Annotated in this window: 18 protein-coding genes; 12 read left to right on the top strand and 6 right to left on the bottom strand. The window is 64.2% G+C overall.

The features are described 5' to 3' along the window. The first annotated feature begins 54 nt into the window (after positions 1 to 54). From FJ527_RS10195 to FJ527_RS10160, 8 genes are all read left to right on the top strand, one after another. Entirely contained in the window at positions 55 to 465 is a 411-nt protein-coding gene (locus tag FJ527_RS10195) for a VOC family protein (protein ID WP_140822988.1), read from the top strand. Further along, positions 465 to 1142: an RdgB/HAM1 family non-canonical purine NTP pyrophosphatase gene (rdgB, locus tag FJ527_RS10190; protein WP_015314796.1), complete on the top strand. Its 678-nt coding sequence runs from the start codon at positions 465 to 467 to the stop codon at positions 1140 to 1142. Before FJ527_RS10195 ends, rdgB begins: the two co-directional genes overlap by 1 nt. Next, positions 1139 to 2317 carry a radical SAM family heme chaperone HemW gene (hemW, locus tag FJ527_RS10185; RefSeq protein ID WP_140822986.1) on the top strand — a complete coding sequence of 393 codons (1179 nt, stop codon included), beginning with the start codon at positions 1139 to 1141 and terminating at the stop codon, positions 2315 to 2317. Before rdgB ends, hemW begins: the two co-directional genes overlap by 4 nt. Positions 2318 to 2320: 3 nt before the next feature. After that, entirely contained in the window at positions 2321 to 2644 is a 324-nt protein-coding gene (locus tag FJ527_RS10180; RefSeq protein WP_140822984.1) for a low molecular weight protein tyrosine phosphatase family protein, read from the top strand. A gap of 96 nt (positions 2645 to 2740) precedes the next feature. Then, positions 2741 to 3712 carry a GlxA family transcriptional regulator gene (locus FJ527_RS10175; protein ID WP_140822982.1) on the top strand — a complete coding sequence of 324 codons (972 nt, stop codon included), beginning with the start codon at positions 2741 to 2743 and terminating at the stop codon, positions 3710 to 3712. 149 nt (positions 3713 to 3861) lie between these two features. Continuing rightward, the gene (locus FJ527_RS10170) at positions 3862 to 5166 is read left to right on the top strand and encodes a Xaa-Pro peptidase family protein (protein WP_140822980.1); all 1305 of its coding nucleotides are present in this window, start codon (positions 3862 to 3864) and stop codon (positions 5164 to 5166) included. Positions 5167 to 5506: 340 nt separating this feature from the next. Then, positions 5507 to 6187, top strand: coding sequence for an isochorismatase family protein (locus FJ527_RS10165; RefSeq protein WP_140788920.1), 681 nt, complete (start codon positions 5507 to 5509; stop codon positions 6185 to 6187). An 18-nt stretch (positions 6188 to 6205) separates the two neighbouring features. Next, positions 6206 to 7156: an alpha/beta hydrolase gene (locus tag FJ527_RS10160; RefSeq protein WP_140822978.1), complete on the top strand. Its 951-nt coding sequence runs from the start codon at positions 6206 to 6208 to the stop codon at positions 7154 to 7156. On the opposite strand, the gene dnaQ is transcribed toward FJ527_RS10160, so the two are convergent. From dnaQ to FJ527_RS10130, 5 genes are all read right to left on the bottom strand, one after another. Further along, positions 7110 to 7904 carry a DNA polymerase III subunit epsilon gene (gene dnaQ / locus FJ527_RS10155; RefSeq protein ID WP_246677704.1) on the bottom strand — a complete coding sequence of 265 codons (795 nt, stop codon included), beginning with the start codon at positions 7902 to 7904 and terminating at the stop codon, positions 7110 to 7112. The two genes, FJ527_RS10160 and dnaQ, sit on opposite strands and share 47 nt — an antisense overlap. An 88-nt stretch (positions 7905 to 7992) precedes the next feature. Continuing rightward, a complete protein-coding gene (coaE, locus tag FJ527_RS10150) occupies positions 7993 to 8574 on the bottom strand; it encodes a dephospho-CoA kinase (protein ID WP_140822976.1) in 582 nt (193 codons plus the stop codon). Then, positions 8571 to 9428 carry a shikimate dehydrogenase gene (locus tag FJ527_RS10145; protein ID WP_140822974.1) on the bottom strand — a complete coding sequence of 286 codons (858 nt, stop codon included), beginning with the start codon at positions 9426 to 9428 and terminating at the stop codon, positions 8571 to 8573. The genes coaE and FJ527_RS10145 overlap by 4 nt, the downstream gene beginning before the upstream one ends. Further along, entirely contained in the window at positions 9421 to 10020 is a 600-nt protein-coding gene (locus FJ527_RS10140; protein ID WP_140822972.1) for a Maf-like protein, read from the bottom strand. The genes FJ527_RS10145 and FJ527_RS10140 overlap by 8 nt, the downstream gene beginning before the upstream one ends. Positions 10021 to 10393: 373 nt before the next feature. Then, positions 10394 to 11215, bottom strand: a complete 822-nt coding sequence (locus FJ527_RS10130) for a pyruvate, water dikinase regulatory protein (protein ID WP_140822968.1) — start codon at positions 11213 to 11215, stop codon at positions 10394 to 10396. A gap of 404 nt (positions 11216 to 11619) precedes the next feature. Here FJ527_RS10130 and hemE point away from each other — a divergent pair, with 404 nt between their 5' ends. The 3 genes from hemE to rho all read left to right on the top strand — a co-directional run bounded on the left by hemE (position 11620) and on the right by rho (position 14618). Further along, positions 11620 to 12651 (top strand): uroporphyrinogen decarboxylase, encoded by a 1032-nt coding sequence (hemE, locus tag FJ527_RS10125; RefSeq protein ID WP_140822966.1) that lies wholly within the window; start codon positions 11620 to 11622, stop codon positions 12649 to 12651. Then, on the top strand, positions 12651 to 13187 hold the full coding sequence (gene hemJ / locus FJ527_RS10120) for a protoporphyrinogen oxidase HemJ (protein WP_140822965.1): 537 nt from the start codon (positions 12651 to 12653) through the stop codon (positions 13185 to 13187). Before hemE ends, hemJ begins: the two co-directional genes overlap by 1 nt. Positions 13188 to 13352: 165 nt before the next feature. Beyond that, the gene (gene rho, locus FJ527_RS10115) at positions 13353 to 14618 is read left to right on the top strand and encodes a transcription termination factor Rho (protein ID WP_015314810.1); all 1266 of its coding nucleotides are present in this window, start codon (positions 13353 to 13355) and stop codon (positions 14616 to 14618) included. Between the two features lie 58 nt (positions 14619 to 14676). Here rho and FJ527_RS10110 read toward each other — a convergent pair whose 3' ends face one another. Continuing rightward, positions 14677 to 16695, bottom strand: coding sequence for a thioredoxin domain-containing protein (locus FJ527_RS10110; RefSeq protein WP_140823084.1), 2019 nt, complete (start codon positions 16693 to 16695; stop codon positions 14677 to 14679). Positions 16696 to 16767: 72 nt separating this feature from the next. Here FJ527_RS10110 and mnmE point away from each other — a divergent pair, with 72 nt between their 5' ends. Further along, a complete protein-coding gene (mnmE, locus tag FJ527_RS10105) occupies positions 16768 to 18096 on the top strand; it encodes a tRNA uridine-5-carboxymethylaminomethyl(34) synthesis GTPase MnmE (RefSeq protein ID WP_140822963.1) in 1329 nt (442 codons plus the stop codon). Positions 18097 to 18247 lie beyond the last annotated feature (151 nt).

The following is an 18247-nucleotide window of genomic DNA, read 5'->3' as shown; positions in this document are numbered from 1 at the left end:
GCCAATCTCCCCCCTTGCGGGGGAGATGGCCGGCAGGCCAGAGGGGGGTGCCTCGTGACTCCCTCTGCCATTCTTGAATCCGCCCTCTATGTCACCGACCTCGCTGAAGCAGAGGTCTTCTACACCGATATCCTCGGCCTCACCCTGCTTGGCAAGGTAGAAGGCCGCCACCTGTTCTTCCGCTGTGGCCCGGGCGTCCTGCTCGTCTTCAACGCCGAGGCGACCAGAATTCCCCCGGCGTCCGATGCGCGGCTGAAGGTGCCGCCGCACGGCACGGTCGGCGAAGGCCATCTGTGCTTTGCCGCGACCGCCGATGAAATCGAGCTTTGGAAAACCCATCTCTTGGCGAAGAAAATCGCCATCGAAAGCGAATTCGAATGGCCGCAAGGCGGCCGTTCGATCTATATACGCGACCCTTCGGGCAATTCGATCGAGTTCGCCGAGCCAAGAATCTGGGGCCTTTGATGCATTCGCCAAACCTCCATACGCTTGATGGCAAGAAGATCGTCGTCGCCAGCCACAATGAAGGCAAGCTGCGCGAATTCGCCGAGCTGATGGGGCCGTTCGGCTTCGAGGCGAAATCGGCCAAGGCGTATGGCCTGCCCGAACCGGACGAAACCGGCACCACCTTCGAGGAAAACGCCTACATCAAGGCCTTTGCCGCCGCAAAGGCGACCGGCCTGCCGGCACTGTCGGACGATTCCGGCCTGTGTGTCGACGCGCTCGACGGCGCGCCTGGCGTCTATACCGCGAACTGGGCCGAGACTCCGGACGGTTCGCGCGATTTCGCCATGGCCATGCAGCGCACCGAAGTGGCGATGCAGGAAGTCGGCGCGGCCACGCCCGAACGGCGCACGGGCCGCTTTGTCGCCGTCATCTGCCTCGCCTTTCCCGACGGCGAGGCCGAATATTATCGCGGTGAGGCCGAGGGCACGCTGGTCTGGCCGCCGCGCGGCGAGCTCGGCTTCGGCTACGATCCGGTGTTTTTGCCCAATGGCTTCGACAAGACCTTCGGCGAGATGAGCGCGGAGGAAAAGCACGGCTGGAAACCCGGCCAGGCGACGGCGCTGTCGCACCGCGCCCGCGCCTTCCAGAAATTCGCCCAAGCCCGGCTTGGTTCGGTGAGGCCTGGCTCGGCATGATCGGACCCGGCACCACCATGGCGCTCGACCGCGGTCCCGGCTTCGGCGTCTATGTCCATTGGCCGTTCTGCGCGGCCAAGTGCCCCTATTGCGACTTCAACAGCCATGTCCGCCACCAGCCGGTCGACCAGGAGCGCTTCGCCGCCGCCTTCGAGGCCGAGTTGGCGACGATGCGCCAGCGCACCGGGCCACGCGAAGTGACCAGCATCTTTCTCGGCGGCGGCACGCCGTCGCTGATGAAGCCGGAAACCGTGGCCAGGGTTCTGGACGCCGTGGCTGGGAATTGGACGGTGCCTGACGGCATCGAGGTGACGCTCGAGGCCAACCCGTCCTCGGTCGAGGCGGAGCGGTTTCGCGGTTACCGGGCAGCGGGCGTCAACCGCGTCTCGCTCGGCGTGCAGGCGCTGAACGACATGGATTTGCGCTTTCTCGGCCGGCTGCACAATGTAAGGGAAGCCTTGCACGCCATCGGGCTCGCGCGCGAAATCTTTCCGCGGCTCTCCTTCGACCTGATCTATGCGCGGCCCGGGCAGACGCCGGAGGATTGGCAGGCGGAACTCGAACAGGCGATCGGCCATGCCGCCGACCACCTGTCGCTCTACCAGCTGACCATCGAGGAAGGCACGCCCTTCCATGCGCTCCACGCGGCGAAAAAATTCGTCGTTCCCGACAACGACCACGCCGCCGATCTCTATGCACTGACGCAGGAAATCACGTCGGCGCACGGCCTGCCGGCCTACGAGATCTCCAACCACGCCAGGCCGGGCGCCGAGAGCCGGCACAATCTGACCTATTGGCGCTACGGCGAATATGTCGGCGTCGGCCCCGGCGCGCATGGCCGCTTCGTGGAGAACGGCCATCGTGTGGTGACCATCGCCGAACGGATGCCGGAAACCTGGGCCAATCTGGTCGAGGCCAAGGGCCATGGCATCACCGGCGGCGAACTGCTGACGCGCTCCGAAGAGGCGGACGAATTTCTTTTGATGGGGCTGAGGCTCGCCGAAGGCATCGACCTCTCGCGCTACGAGGCCTTCTCCGGGCGCGGGCTGTCGAGCGCTCGCCTGTCGGTGCTGCAGGGCGAGGGCCTGGTGGCGCCGATCGGCAACGCCCGCCTGCGCGCCACGCCGGCCGGCATGATCGTGCTCGACGCCGTGGTGGCGGACTTGGCGCGCTAACCTTTGAAAAACGTCCTCTTCGTCTGCAGCCAGAACCGCTTGCGCAGCCCGACCGCCGAGCAAGTGTTTTCCACGCGGCGCGACATCGAAGTCGCGTCGGCTGGCACCAATCATGACGCCGACACGCCGCTGACGCACGAGCTCGTCGGCTGGGCGGACATCATCTTTGTCATGCAGAAAACCCACCGGACGAAACTGCGGAAGCAGTTCAAGGCCAGCCTGAAGGCGGCCAAGGTGATCTGCCTCGATATCCCTGACAATTATGAATTCATGGACCCGGAGCTGATCGCGCTTTTGAAGGCGCGCGTGTCCCGGTATCTGGACTGAGCGCTTGCGTTCGCCCCTTCGCCTTCGGCCGAACACCGTTGACCCCGAAGCCCATCTGTCCGAATTGTAGCCCCGATCCTCCCGGCTCCGGACGTCATGGCCACACGCGAACCACCCAAACCCACGGACGCCCCGCTCACCTTCGCGGTGCTGGTGTTCCCCGGCTTTCCGATGATGGCGTTCAGTTCCGTCATCGAGCCACTGCGCGCCGCCAACATACTGGCGAAGCGGGAATGCTACCGCTGGATCATCGTCGGGGCGACCCAAGATCCGGTCGAGGCCTCGAACGGCGTCGTCATCCAGCCAGGCTTTTACGCCGAGGCAGCGCCCAAGGTCGACCGCATCGTGGTCTGCTCGGGCGGCGATGCCGACCATCTCGTCGCCGAGGACGCAGCGAGCTGGATCCGCCGCAGCCTGCGCAATGGCGCGCATATCGGGGCGGTGGCGGACGCGGCGTTCTTCCTGGCACGCGCGGGCCTGCTCGACGGCCATGCCTGCACCTTGCACTGGACCAGCCAGGCCGCCTTCACCGAGGCGTTCCCCAACATCGAGCTGCGCCGCGATCTCTACGTCATCGACCGCAAGCGTTTTACCTCGGCCGGCGGGGTCGGCAGCCTCGACATGATGCTGGAGATCATCACCCGCGACTACGGCGCCGAGCTTGCCGCGGGCGTCGCCGAGTGGTTCGTGCACAGCCAATTGCGCTCGAGCGTCGACCGCAAGCTGATGCCGCTGCGCCTGCGCACCGGCGTGCAGAACGAGCTGGTGCTGTCGGCCATCGCCATCATGGAAGACGCGGTGGAGGAGCGGCTCGGCATGGCCGAGCTGACGGCGAAGCTCGGCGTTTCCTCCGACAAGCTCGAACGCTCGTTCCGCTCCGAACTCGCCATCTCGCCCAACGGCTATTATCGACGGCTCAGGCTGAAACGCGCCGCCGACCTGCTGGCGCATTCGACGCTTGCCGTGCGCGATGTGGCGCTGGCCTGCGGCTTTGCCTCGATGTCGAGCTTTGCGCGGGCTTTTCGAGAGGAGCATGGCCATGCGCCGAAGATGGCGAGAAGGCATTAGCGCGAGCGTTGACGCGGGAGGCGTTGGCGGGACAGCGCCCCCCTCTGTCCTGCAGCGGTATCCCGCACAACCCACGCGGTTTTCCGCACAATTGCCCCGATCCTCCTGCGCCATGCTCTGGCCCTACACCCAGCCAAAGGCCAGACACCATGAGCATCGTCGTTTTCGACCCCGACAGCACCGAGGATGTCGACTTCAAGGACCGCATGCGCCATCCGGCGGCGGCCGACCCGGCCGGCGGCATGTGGCTGTCGGACACCGAGCCGTCCTTCATCGATGCCGATGCCCTGCGCAAAGGCCGGCTCAACAAACTGCGCGGCTGGATGCGCGAGGCCGGCTATGGCGGCGTCGTTTTGTTCGACCCCTACAACCAGCGCTACGCCACCGGTTCGCGCAACATGTTCGGCTATTTCCTGCGCAACTCGACCCGCTATTTCTTCATTCCGGCCGACGGGCCGATCGTGCTGTTCGAATATCCGCAGAGCTACCATGTCTCCATGGTGCTCGACACGATCGACGAGGCGCGTCCTTCCAAGCTCGTCTGGTCGTCCGTGTCGGGCCGCGACGACGAGACCGCCGGGCCCTTCGCCGACGAGATCGCCGAACTCTTGAGAAAGCACGGCGGCGGCTCGATGAAGCTCGGGCTCGACCGCTGCAGCCATCTGCAGGCCCTGGCGCTTGAAAAGCGCGGCTGCGAGGTCCGGGACTGCCAGGGCGAGATCCTCGCCGTGCGCGCGGTCAAGACGCCGGAGGAGGTCAAATGCCTGCTGGCCTCGATGGCCGGCGCCGAAGCCGCCGTCTATGCGGTGCGCGAAGCGATCAAGCCCGGCGTTTCCGAGAACGAGCTGTTCGCCATCATGTATGGCGAGGTCATACGCCAGGGCGGCGAGTTCATCGAAACGCGGCTGCTGACCTCGGGCCAGCGCACCAATCCGTGGTTCAATGAAGCCAGCGGCCGCAAGATCAGGCCCGGCGAATTGCTGGCGCTCGATACCGACACGATCGGCTGTTACGGTTATTATTCGGATTTTTCGCGCACCTTCCGCTGCGGGCCGGGCAGACCGACGCCTTATCAGAAATCGCTCTACCGCATGGCGCATGATCAGGTTCAGCACAATATTTCGATCGTGAAGCCCGGCATGGCGTTCCGCGAGATCGCCGAGAAGGCGTGGAAAATTCCGGACCGCTTCGTCGACCAGCGCTACACCTCGGTCATGCACGGCGTCGGCATGCATGGCGAGACACCGTTCATCGCGCATGCCATGGATTACGAGACCTATGGCCGCGACGGCCATATCGTGCCAGGCATGGTGGTGAGCGTGGAAAGCTATATTGGCGAGAAGGGCGGCCGCGAAGGCGTCAAGCTGGAGGACGAAATCCTGATCACCGAGACCGGCACCGAGCTTCTGTCGCGCTTTCCGTATGAGGATGAGTTTTTGGAGACGCAGGTTTGATGCCTTCTGCCCACCTCGCTGACGTGACCTTCGCGGCCGACGGGGCCTCCTATCGCTTCGTCATCCTAGGGCGAAGCAAGGAGCGCAGCGACGCGGCGCAGACCTCTGGAGCTGCTTCGCAGCCCAAGGGATCCATGCCGCGACACAGAAGCGCAGCAATGGTCCGAATTCTGCTCCGTTGCACCAGTCGATCAACGTCACGGCATGGATCCTCGGGTCTCCGCGACGGAGCTTCGCTCCTGCTCCGCCCGTGGATGACGAAGGTGGGGAGGCGCCGGCCAATCGCCGGGGCCTGCGCCAGCGCGCTGAAAGGAACCGTGTTGGCCCGGACCCTATCCGCATGAAAGCCCCCATTTCCATCAGGCGCGGCACGGTGGCCGCTGTGTTCATCGACCTGCAGGAAGAGCACCGGCGGGACAAGCGCTACCTCGTCGAGGGCTATGAAAAGATCCTCGCCAATGTCCAGCGCCTGCAGGCGGCGGCGCGTCAAAACCATGTGCCGCTTCATCACTGGGCCTATATCGTCGATCTCGACAGCCAGGACCGGCCCTTTCATCCGGTCGGCGAAGACGGCAAGTCGGCCTTTTCCGACAAGAGCGACCCGCTGACCGAGATCTGCCACGAGGTGGCGCCGGCGAATGGCGAGGCGCTGCTGATCAAGGCCGAGGCCAGCGCCTTCCGCTCCGGTCCGGCCGGCGATCGGCTCAAGGCTTCCGGCATCGAATGGCTCGTCATGGCTGGCGTGTGGACCGAGGCCTGCATCGACGCGTCGGTCAGGGATGCCGTGGCAAGGGGCTTTCGCGTGCTTTTGGTCAAGGATGCCTGCGGCAGCGGCAGCGCGGCCATGCACCAGACCGGCATCCTCAACCTTGCCAACCGGCTCTATGGCGGCGCGGTTGCCGACACCGACGGCGCCTGCCGGCTGCTGGCCGGCGAGCCGGTCACCGTCTGGCAGGTCGAAGGCTCGGTACCCCTGCGCTTCACTTTTGAAAACGCCGCGCGTCTCTATGCCGAGCTTTGACGTGCCGCTCGGATTGAAATGACCAGCCGCGGCAAATACGGACCATGGCTCGACCCGGCGCTCTGGGCCTATATCGACAGCGTCAACGCCTGGTACCCGCCGGAGATCGCCGGCCTGCCCATCGACAGGCAGCGCGCGGTCTATGCGAGGATGTGCCGGGCCTTCCACCAGGGCCGTCCGCCCGGGGTCAAGGCCACCGACAGCCTGGTCGCCGCTTCGAACCATGATATCCCGGTCCGCCGTTACCGGCTCGCCGGCGCCACACCGCGCGCGACAGTGCTCTATTTCCACGGTGGCGGTTTCATCCTCGGCGGGCTCGAAAGCCATGACGACATCTGCGCCGAAATCTGCGCCGGCACCGGCTTCGACATTGTGTCGGTCGATTACCGGCTGGCGCCCGAGCATCTTCATCCCGCCGCCTTCGACGATGCGCTGGCGGCTTTCGAATGGGCGGCGGCGACCAGCGAGCCGCCGCTCGTGCTCTGCGGTGAAAGTGCGGGCGGCAATCTGGCGGCGGCGGTGGCACACGCCACGCGTCGCCATCCGCGCGCCGCGATCGGCCAGGTGCTGATCTATCCCGACCTCGGCGGCAACGAGGCGATCGGCTCCTACGTGGAACACGCCGATGCGCCGCTGCTGTCGACGAGCGACGCCGCCTTCTACCGCGACGTCCGCTCAGCCCGGAAGCAATCGCCCGGCGATCCGACCTTCGCGCCGCTGCGCGACCGCGACTTTTCCGACCTGCCGCCAACGGTGATCATCACGGCCGAATGCGATCCGCTGTCGTCGGACGGCGAAGTCTATCGCGACCATATCCTGGAGGCCGGCGGCAAGGCCTGGTGGCATGAGGAGCCCCGCCTCGTGCACAGTTTCCTGCGCGCCCGCACGACCGTGCCGGCCGCGGCGGAGGCTTTTGCGCGCATCATTGCGGCCGCTGCCGCGCTGGGCCGGGGGGAATGGCCCTACTGAGGCCGCTTCTCGGATGGCTGCATGACGACAGCGCCTGGGCTGCTTCCTGGGGGGAGGCTTTCAGCCACAGCGCCTTTTCGCCGAGCGTCGCGACCATGGCGGCGTGCGCGGCGCGCTCCGCTTCGGTCAGGCGGGGCAGCAGCGGCGCCGGACGCTCGGCAACGATGATCTCGATATGCCTGACATTGTTGCCGCCCTGGGCCGGCGCGGTGGCACTGTCGAGGATCAGTGCGGCCTGTTTGCCGCCGATCAGCTCGATATAGACTTCCGCCAGCAATTCGGAATCGAGCAGGGCGCCGTGCTTGGTGCGCTTGGTATTGTCGATGCCGTAGCGCCGGCACAGCGCGTCGAGCGAATTGGGTCCCATCGGGTGCTTGCGGCGCGCCAGTGCCAGCGTGTCGACGACAAGCCCGTTATCGACAGGCGGGTGGCCGAGCCGCCCGAATTCGACATTGAGGAAGCCGATATCGAAGGTGGCGTTGTGGGCGACCAGCTTGGCGCCTTCCGTGAATTTCAGCCATTCCTCGGCAATTTCGGCGAAGCTCGGCTTGCCCGCGAGATCGGCCGCGCTGATGCCGTGCACGGACTGCGCCTCGGCATGGATCGCGCGGCCTTGCGGGTTGATATAATGATGGAAGGTCCTGCCGGTCGGAAAGCGATTGACCAGTTCGACGCCGCCAAGCTCGATCACGCGGTCGTCACGCGAATCGAGGCCGGTGGTTTCCGTATCGAAAATGATCTCACGCATCGAATCAGATCGCTCCTGGGAGCAGAATCGCCAGACCGGAACAAAATGGCAATGGGCAATGCTGAAGGCCTGCCGTCAGGAGCCCGACTTATCCCTTGATTTCGGCAATGATCGAAGCAACCGCCGCACGCGCGGCGTCCAGGCCCTCGCCGGTGTCGATGACGAAATCGGCCAGCCGGCGCTTTTCGGCATCCGGCACCTGCCTGGCCAGAATCGACGCCAGTTTTTCCTCGCTCATGCCAGGCCGCGCCAGCACGCGCTGGCGCTGGACTTCGGCCGGCGCCGTCACCACGACGACCTTGTCGACGCGGCCACGGCCGCCGGTTTCGAACAGCAACGGGATGTCGAGGACCACGAGCGATTCGCCCGCTGCACGATGCCTGGCCAGAAAGGCATCGGCATCGGCACGGACCAGCGGGTGGATAATGGCTTCGAGTTTTTTCAGAGCCGCGGCATCGCCGAGCACGCGAGCGCCGAGTTTTGCGCGGTCGACGCCTCCGTGAACCATGGTGCCGGGAAAGGCGGCCTCGACCAGCGGGGCCGCCTTGCCGGCATAGAGGCGGTGCACCGTCTCGTCGGAATCATGCACCGGCACCCCTGCTTCGGCGAACATCCTGGCCGTGGTCGACTTGCCCATGCCGATCGAGCCGGTGAGGCCGAGCACGATCATGATTTCGGCACCCGGGATTTGGGCACCAGATCGGCAACGATGAGTGCGCGCAGTTCAGCCGTCACCTTCGGCCTGACGCCGAACCAGCGTTCGAAGCCGGGCACCGCCTGGTTGAGCAGCATGCCGAGCCCGTCGACCGTCTTCAGCCCCCGTGCCCGCGCGGCGGCGAGCAGTGGGGTCTCGAGCGGCACATAGACGATGTCGTTGACCACGGCGTGGGCGGGCAGACCCCTGGGGTCGGCGGCCAGATCCCCGTTGCCCTGCATGCCCAGCGCCGTGGTGTTGACCAGCAGGCCGGCGTCGCGCAGCAATTCGCCGGTCGCCGCCAACGGATGCGCGGACACCCCGGCGCCAAAGCGGTCGCGCAATTCGATTGCCCGGGCGAGCGTGCGATTGACGATGCGGATATCACCGAGGCCGCGCGCCTTCAGCGCATGGATGACGGCACGGGCGGCGCCCCCGGCACCCAGCACCACGGCAGGGCCATTGGCCGCCCAGCCCGGAGCGTGGTCGTCGAGATTGGCGGCAAAGCCGTGGCCGTCGGTGTTGCCGCCCCACAAAGTGCCGTCCTCGAACCACAGCGTGTTGACGGCGCCGATCTCGTCGGCCGCATGGTCGCGGCGCGCGACCCCGGCAAAAGCCGCCTCCTTGTGGGGGATGGTGACGTTGCCGCCGCGATAACCGTTCGCCTGCAGCGTCGCCAGGAATTCGGCGAAGTTTTCGGGCGCGACATCGATCGCCTGATAAGTGCCGTCAATGCCGTGCTTGGCCAGCCAGTGACCGTGGATCTTCGGCGAGCGCGAATGTTTTATGGGGTGGCCGGTGACGAAGGCCTTTTTCGGGGTTTCAGCCATCGATGGCTCCCAGTGCGCGCAGCTCCGCCAGCAACGGCAGCAGCGGCAGGCCGACAATGGTAAAATGGTCGCCTTCGATTTTTTCGAACAGCTGGATGCCTTCGCCCTCGACCTGGTAGGCGCCGACACTCGACAATGCCTTGACGCCGACATGGGCCAGATGCCGGCCGATGAAGGCGGGGTCGAGCTTGCGCATGGTCATCGAGGCGATGCCGACATGGCGCCACAGCACCTTGCCGTCGCGCACCAGAACGGCGGCGCTGTTGAGCTGATGGGTCTTGCCCGACAACGCCAGGAGATGGCGGCGCGCGCCCTCCATGTCCGCCGGCTTGTGGAAGACCTCGTCGCCCAAGGACAGCGTCTGGTCGCAGCCAAGCACCAGCGCCCCGGGCCGGCGCTCGCTGACTTCGGTGGCCTTGGCTTCGGCGAGCACCAGCGCGACGTCCTCGGGCGAGGCGCCGCTGTCCTGCAACGGCGCCTCCAGCGCCCGCTCGTCCAGCGTCGCGGGAACCGCCTCGATGTCGACGCCGGCATCGACCAGCATCGCCTTGCGGAACGGGCTGCCTGAAGCGAGGATGATTTTTTCTGTCATGATCTTTCGCCTGTTACCCGTCATTGAGTTGCTGGCTGGGTGGGACGCTAGCGGCCGCCGCACCCCTTGGCCACTGTAACGGCATGGATCCTAGGGTCTGCGCGACGGAGCTTCGCTCCTGCTTCGCCCTAGGATGACGAATGCATTGCGATCCACGGCTAATCTCAACGGCCGGAGATTTGCAGTTGTGTCGCCGCATAAGAAGTGACGATGCTGGCAAGTCACAAACCTTCGAGATTAGCCGGGACAATCATCCCTTCGTCATCCTAGGGCGAAGCAAGGAGCGAAGCGACGCGGCGCAGACCCTAGGATCCATGCCGTGACCTTTCGAAACACGCAGCGGTTCTGTTGGCAGGTTGGCGCACGGTTCCAATTATCTGTTCTTCCCCCGCAGGGCAACGATCGCCGCCGCCGTTTCCTCGATCGAGCGGCGGCTTACGTCGATCATCGGCCAGCCGTGGCGGGTGCAGATCTGGCGGGCATAGGCGAGTTCCTCGTTGATGGCGGCGCGGTCGACATACTCGGTTGGCACATAGGTGCTCGAATTGCCGAGGATGCGGTTCTGGCGCACATGCGAGATGCGCTCGGCGGTGGCGATCAGCCCGACGACCAGCGGCGCCCTGGCGTTGATCAGGCTTTCTGGCACCGGCACGCCGAGCACGATCGGGATGTTGGCGGTCTTGATGCCGCGGTTGGCGAGATAGATGCTGGTCGGCGTCTTCGAGGTGCGCGATATGCCGATCAGCACGACATCGGCGTCATCCATGTTTGCCGGCAGCTGTCCGTCATCATGGTCCATGGTGAAGTTGAGCGCATCGATGCGCCGGAAATATTCGGCATCGAGAACATGCTGGGCGCCGACGCGGCGGCCGGCCGGCGTCCCCAAATAGGACTGGAAGACCGTCAGCACCGGCTCCAGCACGGACACGCAGGGCAGGCCCATGGCCGCGCAGCGTTCGTCGATGCCGCGTGCCAGCTTCTGGTCGACCACCGTGTAAAGGATGATGCCCGGCTCCTCCTCTATGTCCTCGAAGACCTTGGCTATCTGCTTTTCGGTGCGGATGAGCGGATAGATGTGCTCGATGGCCCGTGCATCCTTGTATTGCGCTGAAGCCGCCCGGCCGGCGGCGAGCAGGGTTTCGCCCGTGGCATCGGAAATCAGATGCAGGTGGAAGAAGCTCTGGGGTTTGTTCACAGGGATCACCTGGGGCTGTGGGCGGATGTGGATAAGATCGGACGGGCCGACGGGCCGGCCGGAGGCGACTGTATCAGATGCCGGTTTGTCCACAATTCGATGCGCTGTCAGCTTCTCCGGGCGGCTGGGGACAAGTCCGTGGACGAAGCATTTTGCCTTTTGCTCGTCCACAGGGCAGGTCTCCAGGGCATCAGACCTAGCGCATTGACTCCAGTAGCGGATTCCTGATTGTCCCCAGAACCCTGCCAGCCGCGATCGGGAGTGCGCGACAATATGCTTGCTGGCGTTTTGGCGGCCAAAGCGGGACAGGTGACAACCACCACAACCAACAGACTCTTAGAATCAGAAGACTCTTTTAAAATAAGATATTTGATTAAGAGGAAGCCGGGAGAGGCGAGCGCTCGATGCCTGCAAGACGGATCATGCTGGATGTGCTGAAAGGCGAGGCGGTGTTTCCTCCTCCGCTCTGGATGATGCGACAGGCCGGGCGCTATCTGCCGGAATACCGTGAGACGCGGAGACGGGCCGGCTCGTTCCTTGATCTCTGCTACGATCCCGAGCTTGCCGTGGAAGTGACACTGCAGCCGATCGAGCGCTTTGGCTTCGACGCTTCGATCGTGTTTTCGGATATCCTTGTCGTTCCCCATGCGCTTGGCCGCGACGTGCGCTTCGAGGAAGGACGTGGGCCGCTGCTGACGCCGATTTCGGCGGTCGAGATTCCGGCGCTGGGAAGCGATGTGTTTCACGTGAATCTCGAACCGGTCTACGAGACGCTTCGCCGGCTGCGGGCGAAATTGCCCGACGAAACGACGCTGATCGGCTTTTGCGGCGCGCCGTGGACGGTGGCGACCTATATGATCGCCGGCCACGGCACCCCGGACCAGGCGCCGGCGCGGCTGTTCGCCTACCGCGAGCCGGCGGCGTTTCGGCAGCTGCTGAAAGTGCTCGCCGACCATTCGGCGTCCTATCTGATCCGGCAGATCGAGGCCGGGGCGGATGTCGTGCAGATTTTCGATTCCTGGTCGGGGGTGCTCGACGATGCCTCGTTCGAACGCTTCTGCGTCGAGCCGGTGGCCGAGATCGTCAGGCAGGTTCGGGCGGTCCATCCCGAGGTGCCGATCATCGGTTTTCCCAAGGGCGCCGGCGCCCGCTACCAGAGCTACCGCGAGAAGACCGGCGTGACAGGGCTGGGCATCGACTGGACGGTGCCGCTGGAGGCCGCGAAGGCGTTGCAGCGGCAAGGCGCCGTCCAGGGCAATCTCGATCCGTTGCGGCTGGTAGCCGGCGGGCAGGCGTTGGCCGATGGCGTCGAGGCGATCCTCCAGGCGCTGGGGAATGGGCCGCTGATCTTCAATCTCGGCCACGGCATCACGCCGGAGACGCCGGTGGCGCATGTCGAGGCGATGGTGAAACAGGTTCGGAGCGCCGCACGCTGATGGCTGACAGAGATAACACCAACAGCACCGGCCAGGCGGTGAAGCGCATGGTCGTTGGCATCGCTGTCCTGATCGTTCTCACCGTGCTTTTGTTTTTCTTCGCGCCCGAAAGCTTCTATCCCTGGGCAAAGGCGATCCATATCCTCGCCGTCATCTCCTGGATGGCTGGGATGCTTTATCTGCCGCGGCTGTTCGTCTATCACGTCGATGCGCAGAAAGGCTCCGTGCAGTCGGAGACTTTCAAGGTGATGGAGCGGCGTCTGCTGCGCGGCATCATCAATCCGGCGATGATCCTCACCTGGGTGTTCGGGCTGTGGCTGGCCTGGAAGATCTTTGCGTTCCAGGGCGGCTGGCTGCATGCCAAGATCGGCCTGGTGCTGATTTTGTCGGGCATTCACGGCTATCTGGCCGGCGCGGTGCGCAAATTCGCCGAGGACCGCAACGAAAGACCGGCAAGGCACTGGCGGATCGTCAATGAGATCCCCACATTGCTGATGATCGCAATCGTGATCCTGGTCGTCGTGAAGCCCTTCTGAGACTTCATCGGACCCGCTCAAAAGGCGGCTTGCTCTTTCAGCCGACCGACGATACAAGACGGGTCTTCCTTCCCGTCATGCGCCGCCCGTCATTGCTTTCGGCCGCGCCCGGCATTTGTCGCATCCCGCCGATCTTTCCCCCAAAGCCTACCCAGAGTCCGTCTAATGCAAGAAATGAAACTCACCGAGTTCAAGAACAAGAAGCCGCCAGAGCTGATCGCTTATGCCGAATCGCTCGAGGTCGAGAACGCCAGCGTCATGCGCAAGCAGGAACTGATGTTCGCGATCCTGAAGAAGCTCGCCGCCCAGGACATCGAGATCATCGGTGACGGCGTGGTCGAGGTGCTGCAGGACGGTTTTGGCTTCCTGCGCTCCGCCAATGCCAACTATCTGCCAGGTCCCGACGACATCTACATCTCGCCGTCGCAGATCCGGCGCTTTTCGCTGAAGACCGGCGATACGGTCGAAGGGCCTATCCGCAGCCCGAAGGAGGGCGAGCGCTATTTCGCGCTGCTCAAGGTCAACACGATCAATTTCGACGATCCCGAAAAGATCCGCCACAAGATCCACTTCGACAATCTGACGCCGCTCTACCCGACCTCGCGGCTGAAGATGGAGGTCGACAATCCGCCCGGCAAGGACATCTCGCCTCGCGTCATCGACCTGGTGGCGCCGATCGGCAAGGGCCAGCGCGCGCTGATCAACGCACAGCCGCGCACCGGCAAGACGGTGCTGTTGCAGAACATCGCGCACTCGATCACCGCCAATCATCCGGAATGCTACCTAATCGTGCTGCTGATCGACGAGCGGCCCGAGGAAGTCACCGATATGCAGCGTTCGGTCAAAGGCGAAGTCATCTCCTCGACCTTCGACGAGCCGGCGGTGCGCCACGTCCAGGTCGCCGAAATGGTCATCGAGAAGGCCAAGCGGCTGGTCGAGCACGGCCGCGATGTGGTGATCCTTCTGGATTCGATCACTCGCCTGGGCCGCGCCTACAACACCGTCGTGCCGTCCTCCGGCAAGGTGCTGACCGGTGGTGTCGACGCCAATGCGCTGCAGCGCCCAAAGCGTTTCTTCGGCGCCGCGCGCAACATCGAGGAAGGCGGCTCCCTCACCATCATCGCCACCGCGCTGATCGACACCGGCAGCCGCATGGACGAAGTCATCTTCGAAGAGTTCAAGGGCACCGGCAACTGCGAAATCCAGCTCGACCGCAAGGTGGCGGACAAGCGCATCTATCCGGCCATCGACATCCTCAAATCCGGCACCCGCAAGGAAGACCTGCTGGTGTCGCGCCAGGACCTGCAGAAGATCTTCGTGCTGCGCCGCATCCTGGCGCCGATGGGAACCACCGACGCGATCGAGTTCCTGATCGACAAGCTGAAGCAGACCAAGACCAACGGCGATTTCTTCGATTCGATGAACACGTAATCGAGGCGCGGCAGAGCCTTATCTTCGTCATCCTCGGATCAAGCCCGAGGATGACGAATCACTTTCGCCGCAACAATCCTTCCAATTCGTCAGCATCCGTAACCACCGGCAGGCAGACCTGGCCGGTGCACAACCAGGCGCCGGGCCGGTTGGTCGGAGGCAGGATTCCGCCGGGGAGCAAGGGTCGATTCGCCGCCGTACCGATTGGTACCACGATATCGACGCGACGCGGATCTGGGTTTCGATTCGCCACCGGAATGAGCTTCGGATCCTCCAGCCCGTCCACGATGACCAGTTTCAGCGGCTCGAGGGCAAGCGCGCAGGCATTGACGATACCCGCCTGGCCATAGGCCTGGTGCGCCGCTCGGCCGGCAGCATGCTCGGCCGTTTTCCACGCCTTCTCCTGCAAGTCGAGGTTGCCGGTAATAGAAGCCAGCCGGACCTGCGCCTCGATAATCTGGCTGGTGGCCGAGGGGATGGCCTCGTCGACATCGCCCCGGATGCGGATCGGCACGTCGGTGCTGTCCGAGGCGGTCAGATAGTAACCCGTGCCTTCCGCGTCGGCGTGCCAATGGTCGAGCTGTTCAAGGAACTGGCTGGCCTGCTCGACATAGCTCCAGTCCTCAGTGGCCTCGAACAGCGAGATCGCCGCGTTGGTCATGCCGGCATAGTCGCTCGACAGTGCGGGAAACAGTTTCCGGACACCAAGCATGGAATGCGGCAAGCGACCGTCGCGGCCGGCTTTGCCGATATGGGCAAAGGCCTTGGCCGCGGCCTCGATCCAATCCGGTCGCGCCAGCGAACGACCCGCCTCGGCGAGGGCGGCGATCATCAGGCCGTTCCAGTCGGTAAGGGTCTTTGCGTCCAGGCCCGGCCTGACGCGTTGTTCCCGGACAGTGAGAAGGCTTGTCTTGAGCGGGACAAGCCGCTCCCGGTCGGCAACACCAAACGCCTGCTGGGAGAGGGTCTGATGGAGCACCGGCTTACCTTCCCATCCGGGCGGGCTGGAAAGACTGAAGTAGTTGAAAAACAAGGTTGAATCGTCTCCAAGAACAGATTCGATCTCCCCCGTGCTCCAGGTGTAGAACAGGCCTTCCTCGCCATCGCTATCGGCATCGAGGCTGGCGGCGAAGGCGCCGCCTTCGACACGCATTTCGCGCAGTAGCCAGTCGACCGTGTCCTCGATTCGGACCCGGAACAAATCATTGCCGGTCGCCGCGAGGGCCCAGTTGCAGAAGCGGATGAGCTGCGCATTGTCGTAGAGCATCTTCTCGAAATGGGGCACCAGCCATTCGGCGTCCGTCGAGTAGCGGCTGAGCCCGCCGCCGATGTGATCGTAGATGCCGCCGCTCAGCATATGTTCGAGGCTGACGAGGACGTCGTCGCGATGCGCGGCATTGCCGTCGCGCAGCCAGGACAACCACAGCGTCTGCATGAACGGCGCGTTCGGGAATTTCGGCGCGCCGGCGAGGCCGCCGCGGTCGCGGTCGATCATGCCACTGACGCGGCCGGCAAGGTCGGACAGCATATCGCGATCGAGAAGTGCCTTGGAATGCGTGGCCGAGAGCCGCGCCTCGACATGCGAAGTCAGGCCGTCGGCGCTCTGGTGCAGGCTTGCCCGTTTCTCGCGCCATGCCTTGTCGACCGCTTCCATCACCTGGATGAACCCCGGACGGCCATAGCGCGGCTCGCGCGGGAAATAGGTGCCGCCCCAGAACGGTTTGCCATCGGGGGTCAGGAACATGGTCAGCGGCCAGCCGCCTTGCTCGCCCATCGAGGACAGGGCCGCCATATAGATCTGGTCGATGTCGGGGCGCTCCTCCCGGTCGACCTTGATATTGACGAACAGACGGTTCATGACGGCGGCGACGTCGTCATTCTCGAAGCTTTCATGGGCCATGACATGGCACCAGTGGCAGGCGGCATAGCCGATGGAGAGCAGGATTGGCCTGTCCAGGGCTTTTGCCTCCTCGAGCGACGCCGGTGACCATCCGCGCCAATGCACGGGATTGCCGCTGTGCTGCTGCAGATAGGGGCTGGCCTCTTCGGCAAGCAGGTTTTGCGCGGGCAATGTCACAATGGCCAACTTTCAGGAGCAATCCGGGACGGTGATGAGGCGAAAGCTAGGGCGGTTCGGTAGAGCGGGCAAATGATTTCAGGCGATTCTATCGTGGCGCTGTCGAGCGGCCGGCTTCCGGCCGGCGTTGCGGTGTTGCGCATATCCGGCCCGCAAACTCGATTCGTAATCGAAACGATCGCCGGCGGCATGGTTAAGGCACGATCCGCGGTCCTGCGTAGGTTCAGGGCTCCAGATGGAACCGTGCTCGATAACGGCCTGGTTCTGTTCTTTCCCGGTCCGGCGAGCTTCACCGGCGAGGATGTCGCCGAGTTCCATGTTCATGGCGGGCGTGCCGTGGTGGCCAGGATACTGGAAACGATCGCTGGTTTCGACGGCGTCAGGCATGCCGAGCCGGGGGAATTCACGCGCCGCGCCTTCTTCAACGGCAAGGTCGATCTGGTCGAGACTGAGGCGCTGGCCGACCTCGTCAATGCTGAAACCGAGGCGCAGCGGCGTTTTGCCATCCAGAACGCCGGGGGCGCGCAGAGCGCGCTCTACCTCGGCTGGCGTCGGCGCCTGATCCATGCGCGGGCCATGATCGAGGCCGAAATCGACTTCGCCGATGAAGACGATGTACCGGGTTCCGTTTCGGATACGGTTTGGTCCGATGTGAGGTCGATGATATCGGAGATCGACCGCCACATTGCCGGCTTCCATGCCGCCGAGATCATCCGCGACGGCTTCGAAGTCGTCATTCTCGGCGCGCCCAATGCCGGCAAGTCCAGCCTGTTCAATGCCTTGGCGCGGCGCGATGCCGCTATTGTAACGGATGAACCCGGCACCACCCGAGATTTGCTGGAGGTGGTGCTGGATCTCCGAGGCTTGCGTGTCCGACTGACCGACACGGCCGGGTTGCGGGAAGCGCCTGGCAAAATCGAGGCGATCGGCATCGAGAAGGCAAGAGCCAAGGCGGATCGCGCCGATCTGCTGCTGCTGCTCGAGGACGCCGCGGACCCCAAGGACGCCGGTCCGCTGCCGATGTCGACGCCGGCATTGCGCGTCGGCACCAAGCTCGACCTGCTCGATAGGAGAGCGACCCAGGATGCAACTGGGCGCTACGAGTTTGGTTTATCGGTGGTCGACGGGACGGGTGTGGATGGATTGCTGGCGGAGATCGGTCGCCGCGCTGCCGAGGCGGCCGGCGTTAGCGGCGATGTGCTGCCGTCACGGCTACGCCATGTCGAGTTGCTCGACGCGGCGAACCGGCATCTGCACCGCGCCGCCGGTGAACGCATGCCTCAGGAATTGCGCGCCGAAGAGCTGCGCCTGGCAGCGGATCGCCTGGGACGGATAGTGGGCGCGGTGGACGTCGAAGACTTGCTCGACGTGATCTTTTCCCAGTTCTGCATAGGAAAATGACTCACGTGAAACATGATGGCTGCCGAAGCTCGTGCTGACTCACGTGAAACAATCAGGCGGTGATTCAAGTGAAACGCCGATAAAAGTGGGGTTTCGCTGTTTCACGTGAAACGCCTGTGCGGAAGTTTTCTTGACAGTCCCGCCTCGCGGG

It is taken from the genome of Mesorhizobium sp. B2-4-18 (assembly GCF_006441385.1).
Classification (GTDB): domain Bacteria; phylum Pseudomonadota; class Alphaproteobacteria; order Rhizobiales; family Rhizobiaceae; genus Mesorhizobium; species Mesorhizobium australicum.
This window is presented reverse-complemented; position numbering and strand designations above follow the sequence as displayed.

Excerpts from the sequence above, each read along its gene's own strand:
- rho (WP_015314810.1), top strand. The coding sequence starts at position 13,353 with ATGCAAGAAATGAAACTCACCGAGTTCAAGAACAAGAAGCCGCCAGAG.
- hemW (WP_140822986.1), top strand. The coding sequence starts at position 1,139 with ATGATCGGACCCGGCACCACCATGGCGCTCGACCGCGGTCCCGGCTTC.
- FJ527_RS10170 (WP_140822980.1), top strand. The coding sequence starts at position 3,862 with ATGAGCATCGTCGTTTTCGACCCCGACAGCACCGAGGATGTCGACTTC.
- mnmE (WP_140822963.1), top strand. The coding sequence starts at position 16,768 with ATGATTTCAGGCGATTCTATCGTGGCGCTGTCGAGCGGCCGGCTTCCG.
- hemJ (WP_140822965.1), top strand. The coding sequence starts at position 12,651 with ATGGCTGACAGAGATAACACCAACAGCACCGGCCAGGCGGTGAAGCGC.
- FJ527_RS10165 (WP_140788920.1), top strand. The coding sequence starts at position 5,507 with ATGAAAGCCCCCATTTCCATCAGGCGCGGCACGGTGGCCGCTGTGTTC.
- FJ527_RS10140 (WP_140822972.1), bottom strand. The coding sequence starts at position 10,020 with ATGACAGAAAAAATCATCCTCGCTTCAGGCAGCCCGTTCCGCAAGGCG.
- coaE (WP_140822976.1), bottom strand. The coding sequence starts at position 8,574 with ATGATCGTGCTCGGCCTCACCGGCTCGATCGGCATGGGCAAGTCGACC.
- rdgB (WP_015314796.1), top strand. The coding sequence starts at position 465 with ATGCATTCGCCAAACCTCCATACGCTTGATGGCAAGAAGATCGTCGTC.
- hemE (WP_140822966.1), top strand. The coding sequence starts at position 11,620 with ATGCCTGCAAGACGGATCATGCTGGATGTGCTGAAAGGCGAGGCGGTG.
- FJ527_RS10145 (WP_140822974.1), bottom strand. The coding sequence starts at position 9,428 with ATGGCTGAAACCCCGAAAAAGGCCTTCGTCACCGGCCACCCCATAAAA.
- FJ527_RS10160 (WP_140822978.1), top strand. The coding sequence starts at position 6,206 with ATGACCAGCCGCGGCAAATACGGACCATGGCTCGACCCGGCGCTCTGG.
- dnaQ (WP_246677704.1), bottom strand. The coding sequence starts at position 7,904 with ATGCGTGAGATCATTTTCGATACGGAAACCACCGGCCTCGATTCGCGT.
- FJ527_RS10175 (WP_140822982.1), top strand. The coding sequence starts at position 2,741 with ATGGCCACACGCGAACCACCCAAACCCACGGACGCCCCGCTCACCTTC.